General features: G+C 47.3%; 14 protein-coding genes. 9 read left to right on the top strand and 5 right to left on the bottom strand.

What is annotated here, in order from left to right:
• Positions 1-6 precede the first annotated feature (6 nt).
• The 5 genes from argB to argH all read left to right on the top strand — a co-directional run bounded on the left by argB (position 7) and on the right by argH (position 5,804).
• Positions 7-777 carry an acetylglutamate kinase gene (gene argB, locus ACSQ8O_RS00605; RefSeq protein ID WP_056611804.1) on the top strand — a complete coding sequence of 257 codons (771 nt, stop codon included), beginning with the start codon at positions 7-9 and terminating at the stop codon, positions 775-777.
• Positions 778-807: 30 nt separating this feature from the next.
• Positions 808-2,004 carry an acetylornithine transaminase gene (locus tag ACSQ8O_RS00600; RefSeq protein ID WP_436240070.1) on the top strand — a complete coding sequence of 399 codons (1,197 nt, stop codon included), beginning with the start codon at positions 808-810 and terminating at the stop codon, positions 2,002-2,004.
• Between the two features lie 30 nt (positions 2,005-2,034).
• Positions 2,035-2,994: an ornithine carbamoyltransferase gene (gene argF / locus ACSQ8O_RS00595; RefSeq protein ID WP_056611505.1), complete on the top strand. Its 960-nt coding sequence runs from the start codon at positions 2,035-2,037 to the stop codon at positions 2,992-2,994.
• Positions 2,995-3,033: 39 nt separating this feature from the next.
• Entirely contained in the window at positions 3,034-4,272 is a 1,239-nt protein-coding gene (locus ACSQ8O_RS00590) for an argininosuccinate synthase (RefSeq protein WP_436240069.1), read from the top strand.
• Between the two features lie 116 nt (positions 4,273-4,388).
• Positions 4,389-5,804 (top strand): argininosuccinate lyase, encoded by a 1,416-nt coding sequence (gene argH, locus ACSQ8O_RS00585; RefSeq protein WP_436240068.1) that lies wholly within the window; start codon positions 4,389-4,391, stop codon positions 5,802-5,804.
• Between the two features lie 139 nt (positions 5,805-5,943).
• Here argH and ACSQ8O_RS00580 read toward each other — a convergent pair whose 3' ends face one another.
• Positions 5,944-7,671: a methyl-accepting chemotaxis protein gene (locus tag ACSQ8O_RS00580; RefSeq protein WP_436240067.1), complete on the bottom strand. Its 1,728-nt coding sequence runs from the start codon at positions 7,669-7,671 to the stop codon at positions 5,944-5,946.
• Positions 7,672-7,905: 234 nt separating this feature from the next.
• Here ACSQ8O_RS00580 and ACSQ8O_RS00575 point away from each other — a divergent pair, with 234 nt between their 5' ends.
• From ACSQ8O_RS00575 to ACSQ8O_RS00560, 4 genes are read left to right on the top strand one after another with little or no spacing between them, the layout of a single operon-like run.
• On the top strand, positions 7,906-8,949 hold the full coding sequence (locus tag ACSQ8O_RS00575) for an HD-GYP domain-containing protein (RefSeq protein ID WP_436240066.1): 1,044 nt from the start codon (positions 7,906-7,908) through the stop codon (positions 8,947-8,949).
• 19 nt (positions 8,950-8,968) lie between these two features.
• On the top strand, positions 8,969-9,514 hold the full coding sequence (locus ACSQ8O_RS00570; RefSeq protein WP_056611489.1) for a heme NO-binding domain-containing protein: 546 nt from the start codon (positions 8,969-8,971) through the stop codon (positions 9,512-9,514).
• A complete protein-coding gene (locus ACSQ8O_RS00565) occupies positions 9,515-11,272 on the top strand; it encodes an ATP-binding response regulator (protein WP_436240065.1) in 1,758 nt (585 codons plus the stop codon).
• Entirely contained in the window at positions 11,265-11,627 is a 363-nt protein-coding gene (locus ACSQ8O_RS00560) for a response regulator (RefSeq protein WP_436240064.1), read from the top strand. The genes ACSQ8O_RS00565 and ACSQ8O_RS00560 overlap by 8 nt, the downstream gene beginning before the upstream one ends.
• Positions 11,628-11,733: 106 nt before the next feature.
• Here the strand turns inward: ACSQ8O_RS00560 and ACSQ8O_RS00555 are convergent, their stop codons facing one another.
• The 4 genes from ACSQ8O_RS00555 to ACSQ8O_RS00540 all read right to left on the bottom strand — a co-directional run bounded on the left by ACSQ8O_RS00555 (position 11,734) and on the right by ACSQ8O_RS00540 (position 15,822).
• Positions 11,734-12,366: a DUF975 family protein gene (locus ACSQ8O_RS00555; RefSeq protein WP_436240063.1), complete on the bottom strand. Its 633-nt coding sequence runs from the start codon at positions 12,364-12,366 to the stop codon at positions 11,734-11,736.
• A gap of 232 nt (positions 12,367-12,598) precedes the next feature.
• Positions 12,599-13,486, bottom strand: coding sequence for a DUF4097 family beta strand repeat-containing protein (locus tag ACSQ8O_RS00550; protein WP_436240062.1), 888 nt, complete (start codon positions 13,484-13,486; stop codon positions 12,599-12,601).
• Between the two features lie 3 nt (positions 13,487-13,489).
• The gene (locus ACSQ8O_RS00545; protein ID WP_436240061.1) at positions 13,490-14,275 is read right to left on the bottom strand and encodes a DUF1700 domain-containing protein; all 786 of its coding nucleotides are present in this window, start codon (positions 14,273-14,275) and stop codon (positions 13,490-13,492) included.
• Between the two features lie 113 nt (positions 14,276-14,388).
• Positions 14,389-15,822 (bottom strand): VanW family protein, encoded by a 1,434-nt coding sequence (locus ACSQ8O_RS00540; protein WP_436240060.1) that lies wholly within the window; start codon positions 15,820-15,822, stop codon positions 14,389-14,391.
• Positions 15,823-15,994: the final 172 nt, after the last annotated feature.

The following is a 15,994-nucleotide window of genomic DNA, read 5'->3' as shown; positions in this document are numbered from 1 at the left end:
TTTGTGATGAAATGCGGAGGTAGCACGCTTGCGGCGCTGCCAACTAGTTTTTTTGAGGATATGCGGCACCTTCAGGAAGAAGGCATTGTTACGGTCATCGTGCATGGCGGCGGTCCTGCCATTTCAGACACGCTAGGGAAGTTGGGTATTGAATCTGGCTTCGTGAACGGACTAAGGGTAACTTCTGAAGCAGTCCTCGACGTCGTAGAAATGGTGCTGTCTGGCCAGATTAACAAAGAAATCGTACGCCGTATTCAGTTAACAGGTGCGAAAGCGCTTGGTTTGTCCGGTGTGGATGGACATTTGATCGAAGCGAAGCCAGTAGCGAACAGCCATGAAGTTGGGCTTGTAGGCGATGTGACGAAGGTCAATGCGGAGCTAATTCAAGGCATCGTGGGCATGGGCTACATTCCGGTTATCGCGCCAGTAGGGTTAGGCGCAGATGGCGGACAACGGTACAACATCAACGCTGATACGGCGGCTGGCGCTGTGGCTTCTCATCTTGGCGTGGAACAAATGGTCGTTGTAACCGATGTGCCCGGCATTATGAAGGTTGTGGATGGCGAGAAGCAAGTGCTTCCTGTCGTTAGCGTAGCGCAGATTGAAGAAATGATCACAAGTGGCGACATCTATGGCGGCATGATCCCGAAAGTTCGTGCAGCGATTGCTTGTATACAAGGGCAAGTGCAGGAAGTTGTTATCGTGAACGGTTCCGAACCGAACGTGTTAAGTAAAGTGCTGAAAGGCGAAGGCATCGGCACGCGCATTGTACGTTAATTTTAATAACCCCATAAGGAGGGAATGGACATGACAGAACAAGGAAAAAGCTCGCTATTTCCAACCTACGCCAGATATCCAATTACGCTAGTGAAAGGTGAAGGCAGCCGTCTTTGGGATGACACCGGCAAGGAATACATCGACATGATGAGCGGGATCGCTGTTGCAGCTCTTGGGCATGCACCGCAAGCGGTAAAAGAGAAATTGATCGAGCAACTGGATCAGCTGTGGCATGTGGGCAATCTTTTTCATATTCCGAATCAGGAAAAATTGGCTGGTTTATTGACAGACAACAGCTGTGCGGACGCTGTATTTTTCTGTTCCACGGGCGCAGAAGCGAATGAGGCTGCGATCAAAATCGCTCGTCGCTACTCCCAAAAAGTGCTGAACAACGGGAAGTACGAGATCATCACGTTCAACATGTCCTTCCATGGGCGTACGATTGCTACATTAACAGCGACGGGTCAGGACAAAGTAAAGGAAGGTTTCCTTCCGCTTCCTGAAGGCTTCGTCTATGCGGATTATAACGATATTGAGTCTGTTCGCAACCTCGTGAACGACCGTACGTGTGCGGTTATGCTTGAGTTCGTGCAAGGCGAAGGCGGCGTATTGCCAGCGGATCCGACATTCGTGAAGCAGCTTGCTGAGCTTTGTAAGGAACATAATCTACTTCTGATCGCAGATGAAATCCAGACAGGTGTAGGTCGTACGGGTAAGCTTTTTGCCTATGAACATTATGGTGTTGAGCCGGATATTTTCACTTTGGCCAAAGGTCTTGGCGGTGGATTCCCGATTGGCGCGATGCTAAGCAAAGGGTACTTGGCGGAAGCGTTCAGCGCTGGAAGTCACGGCTCCACGTTCGGTGGGACTCCGATTGCAACAGCAGCGGCTCATGCAACGTTAAGTACGATTATCGACAATCAATTGCCGGAGCGTGCAGCTCAGTTAGGCGAATACACAGTGAAGAAGTTGGAGAGCAAGCTAGCGGGTAATCCGTTGGTCAAAAGCATCCGTGGTATTGGCCTTCTCATTGGTATTGAATGCGCACAGCCAAGTGCCGAAATCATCAGCGAAATCCACAAACAAGGCGTGTTGGTCATTCCAGCAGGACCTAACGTGATTCGTTTGGTGCCGGCGTTAACGATACCGCAAGAAGATTTGGATCAGGCGTTAGAAGTCGTGTGCGGTGTCCTCTCCCAGAAGGCATCGACCATTAGCGGCGTCTAACCGAAGTTTACAGTAGAGAGGTTGGATCACATGAATAGCACGGTCAAGGAAGAACTGGCTGCCCAGTTGAAGGGCAAGGATTTTCTTGCATTGATTGATTATACAGCGGAAGAAATCGAATATTTGATTCACTATGGCATCGAGCTTAAACGCAAGCAGAAGGCGAGAGAGCCGCATGCTGTACTAGCGGGTAAGACGCTGGGCATGATTTTTGAGAAATCCTCGACGCGTACGCGTGTGTCTTTTGAAGTGGGGATGTACCAATTGGGAGGCCAAGCGCTTTTCCTGAGCAAAAATGATCTGCAGCTGGGCCGCGGAGAGACGGTATGGGATACCGCTCAAACCCTATCCCGTTACCTAGACGGAATTATGATTCGTACTTATGAGCACCGCAAGGTGATTGATCTGGCACGAGGATCAACAGTGCCTGTTATTAATGGCTTAACCGATCATGCACATCCTTGTCAGGTAATGGCGGATTATCAGACGGTACTGGAGAAAAAAGGCCGTTTGAAAGGCATCAAAGTCGCCTATATCGGCGATGGCAACAACATGGTTCACTCCCTGATGATGGGTGCTAGCAAGCTAGGGATGGATTTCGCCATTGCTTCGCCAGAAGGCTATGACGCTGATAAAGAAGTGATTCGCCAATCTAGGGAAAACATAGCCGAAACGGGCGGAAGCCTGCTCGTCACGCGCGATCCACGCGAAGCTGTTGAGAATGCGGACATCATCTATACCGATGTATGGGCGAGTATGGGGCAAGAAGCAGAGCAGCAGGAGCGGGAAATCGCGTTCAAAAACTTCCAAGTCAACGAGGCTTTGGTGAAATATGCGAAGCAGGATTACTTGTTCATGCATTGCTTGCCTGCACACCGCGGGGAAGAAGTGAGCGAGGGCGTCATCGACGGCGGACATTCCATTATTTTCGATCAAGCAGAGAATCGTCTTCACGCGCAAAAGGCTATCATGGCCGCGACAATGATATAAATTTCAAATGAGAGTGTAGAAACGGAGCGAAGAGTAGACATGGCTAAGGAAAAAATCGTACTCGCGTATTCAGGCGGGTTGGATACATCAGTTATCCTCAAATGGTTAAAAGAAACGTACGACGCAGAAATCATTGCATTCACAGCGGATATCGGGCAAAAGGATGAGCTTGACGGCCTGGAAGAAAAAGCACTGGCAACGGGTGCATCCAAAATCTACATCGACGATCTACGCGATGAGTTCGCGAAAGACTTCATCAACCCGATGTTCCAAGCGGCTGCGCTTTACGAAGGGCAATACCTGCTTGGCACGAGCATTGCGCGTCCTTTGATTGCGAAGCGTATGGTTGAGATCGCTCGCGCTGAAGGTGCAACTGCGATTGCCCACGGTGCAACCGGTAAAGGTAATGACCAAGTGCGTTTCGAGCTTACAGCAGCGGCGCTAGCGCCTGAGCTGTCCGTGATCGCGCCTTGGCGTTTGGAAGAGTTCCGCGAGCAGTTCCCAGGTCGCGCAGAGATGATCGCTTACGCGGAGAAGCATAACATTCCGGTAACGGCATCCGCAGCGAAGCCGTATTCGACAGACCGCAACTTGCTGCACATCTCCTTCGAGAGCGGCATGTTGGAAGATCCTTGGTTCGATGCAGCAGCTGACGACAACAAAGGCATGTACGTGCTTAGCGTTGCGCCAGAAGATGCACCAGACCAAGCGGAGTACATCGAGCTTGAGTTTGCTGCTGGCGATTGCGTAGCGATCAACGGAGCGAAGCTTACACCACTTCAAGTGATGGAAACGTTGAACGAAATTGGTGGCAAACACGGTATTGGCCGTGTAGATATGGTTGAGAACCGTTTCGTTGGCATGAAAAGCCGTGGCGTATACGAGACGCCGGGCGGTACGATCCTTTTCACCGCTCACCGCAAAATGGAATCCCTCACGATGGACCGCGACGTTATGCACCTTCGTGATTCTTTGATCTCGAAATATGCATCCCTTGTATACAATGGCTTCTGGTTCGCTCCTGAGCGTTTGGCGATTCAAGCGCTTGTGTCCGAGAGCCAAAAGAACGTATCCGGTACAGTTCGTCTGAAATTGTACAAAGGTAATGTGATCGGCGCTGGCGTGAAAAGCCCAGTATCCCTCTACAACCCGGATATCGCGACAATGGAAGCTGATCCAACGAAGGCTTACGATCAAGGCGATGCAACAGGCTTTATCCGCTTGAATGCACTGCGCTTGAAAGTCGGTTCCGGCGTGGAACAAAACGCGAAGAAGTAAAATCTCAATAGCCTCAGCCGTGGGCTTTCCCTTTGTGGAAAGCCTTTGGGCTGTCCAAGGGCTTGTCCATATAGGTGTTACCGTGAAGAACGTTAAAACGAGAGGGGTCATGCAAGGTGTCTAAGCTTTGGGGTGGACGTTTCACGAAACAAACTGACCAATTGGTTGAGGAATATACAGCTTCGATTACATTCGACAAAGAGCTTGCCGAGGAAGATATCGAAGGCAGCTTGGCGCACGTGACGATGCTGGGCAAATGCGGGATTCTTCCTGCGGAAGACGTAGAGAAAATCAAAGATGGCTTGCTGCAAGTACAAGGCATGATTCGCCGCGGCGAGCTGGAATACACGATTCAGAACGAAGATATTCATATGAATATCGAGAAAACCTTGATCGACCTGATCGGTCCTGTCGGCGGTAAGCTGCACACGGGCCGCAGCCGCAACGATCAGGTGGCGACGGACATGCATCTCTACCTGCGCAAGCGCGTAGTTGAGTTCGTTGGCTTGCTGATCAAGCTGCAGGAAGCCCTGCTTGAGAAAGCGAAGGCTAATCTCGATACGATTATCCCGGGTTATACGCATCTGCAGCGCGCGCAGCCGATCTTGTTCGCGCACCATCTGATGGCGTACGTCAGCATGTTCCAGCGTGACCTTGAGCGCTTGCAGGACAGCTACAAGCGCGTAGACATGCTGCCGCTCGGCGCTGGCGCGCTCGCGGGCACGACCTTCCCGATCGACCGCCATTTTGTGGCGGAGCAGCTCGGGTTCGGACGCGTGTACGAGAACTCCCTGGATGCGGTCAGCGACCGCGATTTCATCCTGGAGTTCCTCTCTAACGCGTCCATGATCATGATGCACCTTTCTCGCTTCAGCGAGGAAATGGTGCTCTGGTCTTCGACCGAGTTCGCGTTCATCGAACTCGATGATGCGTTCTGCACCGGCAGCTCGATCATGCCGCAGAAGAAGAACCCGGACGTAGCGGAGCTTGTCCGTGGTAAGACAGGCCGCGTCTACGGCAACTTGTTCGGTCTGATGACCGTACTCAAGTCGCTGCCGCTGGCGTACAACAAGGACATGCAGGAAGACAAAGAAGGCATGTTTGATACGGTTCGTACCCTGCAAGGCGCGCTACAATTGTTTGCACCGATGGTGTCCACGATGAAGGTGAACACCGAGCGTATGCGTCAAGCCGTGAACCAAGACTTCTCCAACGCAACGGACATTGCGGATTACCTGGTGAACAAGGGTCTTCCTTTCCGCCAAGCGCACGAAGTCATCGGCAAAACGGTGCTCTACTGCATCCAAAACAAAAAATACTTGCTCGATATGAGCATCGAGGAGTTCAAAACCTTCTCCGAGCTATTCGAGTCCGATATTTATGCTGTTCTTCAACCTGAGCAAGTCGTGAATGCGCGTAATGTGTTCGGTGGTACAGCGAGCAATCAAGTGAGCGAGGCCATTGGTCGCGCAGAGCAGGTGCTGGCGGAATCGCAGGCATGGTTGCATGACTTTTTAGAGAAAAGTAAATAAGCTATTTTCGAATAGGCACGTAAAAAAGCTCTTCCCGTCATCATTATGGTAATATCCTTGTTTATTTAAAAGGGATATTACCATGTGGATGAAGGAGAAGAGCTTTTTCGTTTTACGCTTCTTTTGGCAGGAAACCGCCCTATACCTTAAATTGTTGAATAACATCCTGAAGCTGGGCTGACATGTCATTTAAGTTTTTAACGGAGGCTGAGATGCCATCGATACTGGATAGCTGTGTTTCGGTCAAAGCGGATATAGTTTGAGTTGTACCTGCGGATTGGTTGGCGGAATTCTCCATTTCGGATAAGGATGACATGATTTGTTGAGAGGTAGCTGACATGCGATCGGCTTCCGAGGATGCTTGCTGTACCTGTCCTAGCACCAGCTTAACAGCGCTGTGAATTCGTTCAAAAGCTAACCCCGTTTCCTTCAATGTCCCAACACTGGATGAAATTTCTTGGTCACCTTTATGCATGGTTTCAACGGCTCCCAGGATATCAACTTGGATACCAACGATCAGCTCTGTGACCTGCTCTGAAGACATCTTGGAGCGCTCGGCAAGCTTCTTAACTTCCCCAGCGACTACGGCAAACCCTTTGCCATGTTCCCCAGCACGTGCGGCTTCAATTGAAGCATTCAAGGCTAATAAGTTCGTTTGTGACGAGATGTCGGAAATGATCGAAACGATTTCACCAATCTGTTGGGAGCGATCACGCAGTAAGTCGATGATGCTAGAGAGGTTGTCCATGGTTGAGCTAACGATCTGCATCTGAGTATTCGTTTGTTGGATATAGGCATTTCCCTTTTCCGCTTCCAATACTGTGTTTTCTGATAAGTCGAAGGCAATAGAAGAGCTGGATGCGACCTGCTGAATGCTGTCGGACAATTCTTTCATAGCTGAGGAGCTTTCCACGACACTTAGTGCATGTGAGTTTGTACTAGCTGCTACACCGTGCATGACAGAGGAAATGTGATTTGCGGCTTGTGCCATTTGATCCAGAGAATGTGAGACTTGCTTAGATTCCTCATTTAAGGCACCGGAGCTTAAGCTTGCTTGCGAAACGAGTTGCTTAATATAGGCTTTCATCTGATTGAAAGATCCAGCCAGCTTACCGATTTCATCACGATTCATCACTTTCAAATCCGCTATCGATAAATTGCCTGTCGCAATCTGACTGGCTTGACGTTCTACTCGGACGAGAGGCTTAGAGATATGTCTTGCGAAGAGGATGAGGACCAATAGACCGATCAGTAAACAAATGACAAGAGTAATTACAATCGTATTCAACATGTCTGTTTGTCCGGCGTTATAATCTTGTAAATAGGAGCCGGCTGCGACAACCCATCCCCACAGTGGATCCTTCTCCGCGTAGGTAATTTTCAAGGCTTCCTTCGTGGAACCGCCAGGCAGTGGCCACATATAGGTTGTAAATCCACCGTTATTTTCTGCTTTTTGAATCATTTCTTGGATGAAAAGTTGACCATCATTCGACTTCTTATCCCAAATGTTTTGGCCTTCCAACGAGGGATGAGCAAGCTCGGTACCCTTGTTATCAAGGACGAAGAAATACCCGTTTTTGCCTAAATCAATCTTAGGATTGATCGGCCTTTTCCCATCGGTTTTGGGACCGAGCATCCATATTTTCACTTTCTCTTGCGCTTCTTCCTTAGTAATACTCCCCGATTTAACAGAATCATCGAAGGATTTAATCAGTTGGATGGACATTTGCACGGCATTCCGTAAGTCTTTTTCGATCAAGGAATTCGTGACATTGGAAGATACATAGTAGCTGATACTGCCGAGGATGAGAATGGGGATAAGTAGTAAAAGCAGTGATGTTGTCACAATCTTCATCTGAATGTTCATCTGAAAACTTTTTAACATATGGTTAATTTACCTACTTTCTGTATTATTTTGTATATATTCTTGATAATCGTGGTAATCCCTCTATTTCGACAAAATTTTTACAATTCGAGTTAACGACATCCATGTTAGCTTTTTATTCTACATTTCGACATTACAAAGTCACATAGCATGATATATATGGTAAAATATGCATTAGAATTAGATCTACAAGCAAGGATGGAATGAGGTGCATAGATGGATAAAATTTGGATGCAAGGCGCTCGTTTTCTGATTATCGACGATCAGGCCTACAATATTAGCCTGTTAGAGCGAATACTGAGCCGTGCAGGTTTTTCCAATTTACACTGTACAACGGATCCCAGACAGCTAGAAGTCCTCTTTGAACAGATTAAACCGGATATTATTTTATTAGATCTACATATGCCTGACGTGGATGGATTTGCGGCTTTGAAACTACTTCAGGAACGGGTGGAGGAAGGTCATTATCTGCCGATCTTAGTGCTTACTGCAGATGTGACGCAGGAGGCTAAGAAGGAAGCCCTGCATTTGGGCGCTCATGATTTCCTTACGAAGCCTTTAGATAAAACAGAAGTTGTCTTACGGATCAAGAACTTATTGAAAACACGTTTCTATCATTTGCAGCTGCAAGACCAGAATCAGTTATTAGAGCTGCGCGTACAAGAACGGACCGTTAAACTAGAGCAAGCGAAGCTGGAAATCCTTCAATTGCTGGGAAGAACTTCGGAATTCCGTGATGATCAGACGGGGCAGCATACGCAGCGTGTGGGTCAAATGGCGAAGGAGATTGCTTCCTCACTAGGTTTATCGGATCACGAAGCATCGCTGATTGAGCGAGCTACACCGTTACATGATCTGGGGAAGCTAGGCATACCGGATGATATTTTATTGAAACCAGGAAGATTCAGTCCAGAAGAATTCGAGCAGATGAAAACACATACGACGATTGGTGCAAGTATTCTCGAGGGGAGTCAATTCCCGGACTTGCAGTTGGCCCATACGATTGCCTTAACGCACCATGAGAAATGGGACGGTACAGGGTATCCGAACGGATTAAGGGGGGAAGCGATTCCGCTTGCAGGGCGCATTGTGGCACTTGCCGATTTTTATGATGCCCTGACGCACGAACGCCCCTATAAACGGGCATGGTCCACCGAGGAAGCTTTGACGGAGATTCAGAAGCAGCGTGGTCTTCATTTTGATCCTCAAGTGGTGGATGCCTTCATGCACATCGTACGTAAAGAGAGTTATTCTAATTAGCAAAGGGGAGTTTGTTACGATGAAAGGCATGGTTTTTACTTCTTTTCTCGAAATGGTGGAGAATAAATTCTCTTTAAGTATCGTGGATCAAATTATTGAAGGCTCGGATTTACCTTCGGGCGGCAGCTATACCTCCGTAGGAACTTATGATCATAGTGAAATGATTCAGCTTATCGTGCAGTTAAGCCAGCGGACAAGCATCCCCGTTACTGACTTGATTATCACTTTCGGTGAATATTTATTTACCCAGCTCATCGAGCTGCACCCGCAATTTCTTCAAGAAAATAGCACGGTATTCAGCTTTTTGCAAAAGGTGGACAGCTATATTCACGTTGAAGTCCGTAAGCTCTATCCAGGCGCGGAGCTGCCTGCATTCGAATATGACACTTCCGTAGAAGGGACGCTGATCATGATTTACCGATCCTCGCGACCGTTTGCGGATTTGGCTGAAGGGCTAATTAACGGATGCATTCAGCACTATGGTGAGGCGATTAATGTGGTACGCGAGAATTTGGAGGAAGGAACCGCGGCACGGTTTATTATATCTAAAGCGGAAGTGGAATAAATGCAGGATATATCCGAAATTGATGTTCTTCGAAGGCAGCTAGAACGGGAGAAGAAAGCGCGGAAGGCAGCCGAACAGATCGCCGAGGAGAAGACTCGGGAAATTTATTTCGTGAATCAAGAGCTGATGCAGTTAAACGATCAACTGGAGGAATTGGTGAAGGAGCGTACGGCGGAGCTATCCAAAGCACGTGATGAGGCCATTGAGGCCAATCAGATCAAAAGTCAGTTCCTCGCTAATATGAGCCATGAGCTGCGTACTCCGCTGAATGCGATAATTGGCTATAGTGAGATGCTCAAAGAAGATGCCGAAGATATGAATGAACCGGCATTTGCAGACGATTTGGGCAAAATTCATAACGCTGGCAAACATCTGTTGACACTCATCAATGATATTCTGGATCTCTCCAAGATCGAATCGGGTAAAATGGATATGTACCTAGAAGTCTGTGATATCCAAACTTTGATTCACGATGTGCTGACGACAGTCAATCCGCTTATAGAGGCAGGCGGCAACCGTTTGGAGGTCGTTTTCCCTGAAGGAGAAATACGAACAGATGTCACGAAGCTGATGCAGGTTCTCTTCAATTTGTTGAGCAATGCAGGCAAGTTTACGAAGGATGGCACAATCTGGCTGACGGCAGGTTACGAGATGGTCAATCGGCAATCTGGCATTAGCTTTAGTATTCAGGATACCGGGATCGGGATGACTGCGGAGCAGATGACGCATCTATTCCAAGCGTTTAAACAGGCGGATTCCTCGACGACCAGGAAATACGGAGGTACGGGGCTTGGACTTGCTATCTCTCAGAAGCTGTGCCAAATGATGGGTGGTCATATCACCGTTGATAGTGTGTACGGCCAAGGTACAACGTTTACCGCTTGGTTGCCTTTGAAGGAGAATCAGGTGGGGGGAAGCCCTGATGAAGTGATGGAGAGCAGTCCGCTCGACATTCAAAATAATCGCACAGTGTTAGTCATTGACGATGATCCAGCTGTGCTGCAATTGATGCAGCGGTTTCTTGGTAAAGAAGGCTGTACGGTTGCTTTGGCCCAAAATGGAGAAGAAGGCATTCGACTCGCTAGAGAGCTGCGTCCTACCTTGATATCCCTAGACGTACTTATGCCGGGAATGGATGGTTGGGCCGTGCTGACGACGCTCAAGAACGATCCGGAATTATCGGGTATCCCCGTTATCATGATGTCGATGACTGATGACAAGAATACGGGCTATGCGCTTGGCGCGGCAGAGTTTCTAACCAAGCCCGTTTATATCGATAAATTAATCTCTGTGTTGGATAAGCATATCCCTGAGCGCCAAACCAACGCTGTACTTGTCATTGAGGATGATGTGACAACAAGTCATATGATGACGCAAATGTTGGAAAGGGAAGGCTTCAAGGTCTCGAAGGCGAAGGATGGTCGCTCGGCTTTGAACATGATGTCTCAAGCACTTCCGCAATTGATTTTGCTCGATTTAATGATGCCGGGGATGGATGGTTTTGAGTTTGTTACAGAGCTGCGCAAACGTCAGGAATGGCAATGGATTCCGATTGTCGTTGTTACGGCGAAGGATATTGCTTCCGAGGACCGGATGCGGCTGAACGGGTATGTGAAAAACATTATCCAAAAAGGAAGCTTTAAGCGCGAAACACTGCTGCAGGAAATCCGCAGCCTTATGGCAAGTGCGAGGAATGAGCATAGCAACGGGGATCAAGCCTGTATTCGACGCAAAGAGGAAACGGACGACCATGTATAAAATTTTATTAGTGGAAGATAACGAAATGAATCGCGATATGCTGTCCCGCCGTTTAATTCGCAAAGGTTATGAAGTCATTATTGCGACAGACGGACAGCAAGGTGTAGATGCAGCGCGGACCGAGGCACCAGCCCTTATTCTAATGGATATGAGTCTTCCTGTCATGGATGGCTGGCAAGCGACTCGACTGCTCAAAGCGTCGCCGGAGACGCAGGGAATTCCCATTATCGCGCTAACCGCCCATGCCATGGCATCGGATCGGGAGATGGCCTTTGAGGCTGGCTGCGATGATTTCGATACGAAGCCGGTTGATTGGAATCGGCTGTTGGAGAAGATTCAGACCTTTTTGAAATAGGTCACCGCTTGAGAAGGAATAACTCATATAGCGTAAAAAAGCTCTTCCCATCATCCATCGGATGCTTAGGAGGAGCTTTTTTGCTTAAGTTTATGGTATGGCTTATTTAGGTAAGTTTAACTAATCTGTCAGCGTTCAGGATATCGTAGAATACAGATCTTGCGGTATTATAATAAGCGCCAACCCATAATCCTCCGATAAATAAAGTAAATGGAACTAATAGTACCCAGCCTATAAAACTAAGTGCTAAACAAAAGTATTTCCACTTGTACCCTCTCATCATCTCCGAACTAACTCGAATGGCTTTCGACGAAGATATTTCTGGATCGTCTAACTTAATGTATATCGCTTGTGAATATCGTAAGGAAGCAATGATACCCGGAATGATAAACAGAAGTGTCCAAGCCAATATTTTGAGTCCCATTAAAAAAGTTAACTTGAAAAATGGCCAGAAATTTTTAATTCCGTATGCAAATGAGTCAGAGTACCCAATCTTCTGTTGTCTAGCTATGTGGAGGAAGTAAGTTGATACAGTTGTAGATATGACAACGGAAAGAAGGAGGGATCCCAATGTTATTATAATAGACAATACATAATGCTCGTTTGTTTCAACTAGATTGCTAGCAATTGATAATGGTATCGTGATCACGATTGTAATCAGATACAGTCCAACTGCAGCAAGCCAATTCCCTGTTAATGCTTTTCTTGCTTCTTCTCGAATTTCTCTACTATTTTTCATGTTGACCCTCTTCTCTCTTTGTATATACAGTGTTTTTAACTTTTGGATAAATATGAAGGAAACTGTATATTTTTGTATATTCGGGGGCGTGTGACTTAATTCCTTCTTCTTCGACAAAATAATATACATGTAAGTAATAACTATGTTAACGCAAAGAGGCTGCCTCAAAAGGTCTAAATAGACCTAAGAGACAGCCTCTGGAAAAAACATACGTATCTGAAAAAAGGGGAGATTATCTACCCTTAACCTCTACATAACCTGTATCCGTCCGAACCGTTACCTTTTTGCTGCCATTGCCGATAGTGCCTTTAGCGTTATTATGGCTGGTTCGCTGTACATTCACACCCGGTACATTCAGCGTTGCGCTGCCTGTATCTGTGGTTAGATCAAAGGTTGCATCTGTGGGTGCAGAATCTAGTTGTATGCGAACCGATCCTGTATCTGATTCCGCGGTAACTGTATCACCAAGCTCACGAAGTTTCGCTGTAATGGAACCTGTATCGGTTTTGAGCTTTACATTACCCTGCCCGTCATTGAGATGAATACTGCCTGTGTCTGTTTGTAGATTCAATGCTTTTCCTTCATAGCGGTCAACCGTAATAGTTCCGGTATCTGTACTAGCAGTTAGCTTCTCAGCTTTCACTTCCTTGAAGTTGATGCTGCCTGTATCTGTGCTGGCGGTAATCGCCTTGTAAAGCTTATCAGGCAAACGAACTTCTGTCTGTAAACGAAGGCGTTGACCGCTGAACAAGCTTTTGAATTCGGTGAGATCAATTCCGAAATCAATGTGGTTTTTTCTATTCGTACAGACGTCAACTCGCCACGTATTTGAACCTTCTGTTACGGCCTCGATTGTGCAGTTTTGGGCATTCTCGGATCGGGCAGCGCCGACTAAACGAACGCTGATTTCATCTGAATTGCTAGGAACGAACGTCATGCCTGAGATATCATTTTCAATAATTAATGTATCGATATTGGCTGCTGCTATTTTCTTCTCAACATCTAGGTTAGCGACGCCTGTATCAAAGTCCAGTGACTGGAAAGATACAGCTGCTCCAATCAGGCCTATTGCCAGGCAGATAAAGCCGGTCACTAAGAAGAATTTCACTTTAAGTTGCATGGCTTAAACCCCCTTAATCAATTTGGCGTTGAATTGGATGTACTTCCAGCTAAGCTTGAAAAACTGTTTGAGCAGCCAACTGCTAAGCGTCGTGATGATGATACCTAAGCCAAAGCAGGCAAGCAGCGTAAAGGAGATGAATTGGAAGTCACTCCCGGATGTTCCCGCTAAGCTGGTAAGCACGCCAATAACAGGGGCGATCAGAAGAGCGAATCCGGAAGCGAACAACCCAATCAACGCAGCGCAAACCCCAACCCATGGACCTACAACGAATACGAGATTAAAGAAACCGAGCATAATCGAAATAATGATCGCTTTAATCCCGCTTTCAGGCTTTGTAGTCGGATAGGGAGGCGGATAAGGTGTATTATACATAGGCTGGTAATTCGGCTGAGGTGGCTGGGTATAGGCAGGCGGCACCCAGGTCTCTGGGGCTTGTACGGGAATCTTCGGTCCGATGGCCGGATCGGGCTGCTTTACATACGGGATAGCTGCCTCCTCAAGCTCATCATGCGAATAAGGAAGTTCCTCAGCTTGTATCGCTTCAACATCAAACTCATCTATGGATCGCTTGGTAACTTCCTCTTTAACTGGTGGTGTCTCTTTCTGTGCATCCCAGTTGGGTACCCGCGGATAGCCGAGAGACTGTGACACCTCATCTTCATGCTTGCCGTTTTCAACGGCTTTTTGAAATAATTCCTCATATACTTTTAATATATTTTGGCGCTCCTTCTCGGGAAGTCCGCGCAAGCGATAGTTTAATTCTTTGAAATAATCTACTTTGCTCATCGTTATGCCTCCTTCACTACTCTTTCCATAGTCTTATCATAAAAGAAAAAAGTCATAATGACGTAGTAACTACAGTCACATGACCTTCATGATTTCATCACATTTATTGGTTATCATTGTACAGCGAGCGTACTTACACCATCTTCTACCATAGGTTGCTTTGGAGCGGGGTCTTCCGTTTGGAGACCTTTACGGTTGGCCGCGATAACTGTAGGCACAGGTGAATACTGATCTTTCGAGATTAACTCTTTGCTCACAATTGTGCCGTTTTCTCGTTTGGTTCGATAGGTCTCAACCTTGTAACCGACTTTTCCGGTGCTGATCGGACGTTCCAACCCAGGGCTCAAGCTTGGATTGTTCACATATTTGACTGGAGGCTGAATCGTTTCTACGATCTTGGACGCAATGTCATAGGTGATAGTTGGTGTTTGATGTCCAAAAAGTTTCACGGTCACCGCTGAATCCGTCGTTATGGTACGAATCCAGATGTAGCTATTGGTATTGTTACGAAATTTGAAATTAATATAGCCGCTTGCGAATGTGGCATCTTGCCCAAGAGGGACGTAACTGACTGGGAGAGAGTGATTACGTCGTTCTACGATTTCAAGACCGCTGCGTAAAACGGCATTATAGAGCGTTGTGGATACTTGGCATATGCCGCCGCCGATTCCTGGGACGAGACTCCCATTGAGAATAACAGGGGCTTCCTTGTAACCGAATTTGGCTTCCGTCTGTGCAATAATTTTACTGTAATCAAAGGTGTCGCCCGGAGCCATCAAGTAATCTTGAATAGATGTAGCGGTTGCTCGTATATTGTGAACCCGTCCTTCGCCTGATTGGGGGAATGAGGTCGTGAATTCGGAAATTTTGCCATCGATACCTTGCTGCTTCAAGGATGCTATTGTGATAGAGGGACTCAGCTCATAGATGGGTAACGAGAGCCCGAGTGGTGCGGTGTGTGTTAGTGTGCCCAAGCTGGGGGCGATGCTTTGTAGCTGCTCCTGTAAGTGCGCAGTATCGATGCGCAGCACATTTCGCTCTGGTTCGTAATCAACCTGATCTTGCGATTTGAGAATGCGTTTGGCGGCAACAGGCTGTTTCGAATATAGCTCTTTCCAACTGTTCTTTACGGTGGCCAAAAGTTGAGTGGGATCCAGCGAGACATTTAAAGGGATATTCGCATTTCGCAAGGTCCAGCGGGCTTTGGCGCGTTCGAAGGGAGATCCGCTAGTTAATTGTTGGAGGGATTGTGTGAGAAGGCTCCTGTCATAACGAATGCCTAGTTGTCCAAGTGACAATTCTTTGGCTGGAACTTCTGGATAGGATGCATGTAAAAGGACCGGGAAAGCGGCTAGTCGCTTCAGGCGTTGCTCGGATTCAGACTGAAATTCGGCATAGGACATGCCACCAACACGCCACCCAGCAATCGTGACATTCCCAGGGAAGGTAGATTGAGATCCATATATGTAGAGTGCGGTTCCGCACGTAACGAACAAACCAAGAGCGACCGAGAAATAGAGGATGGGGTTTCTGAATGAGCGTGTCATGAAGAGCCACTCCTTTACATACGAATGTGATACGGCCTGTCTCTATATATGTATCAATCTCGATGCCAATTTAGTACATAATCCTGATTCGGCTAAAATATGTACAATGCATGGTATAATGACGGTATTCCCCATGAATTTCAAAGTGGTTTTAGAAGGATTTTCACCTTTT

This window comes from Paenibacillus sp. LjRoot56, from assembly GCF_964253335.1.
In the GTDB taxonomy this organism is placed as follows: Bacteria; Bacillota; Bacilli; order Paenibacillales; family NBRC-103111; genus Paenibacillus_E; species Paenibacillus_E allorhizoplanae.
Note: the sequence above shows the minus strand (reverse complement) of the source record. Positions and strands in the feature narration are given on the sequence as shown.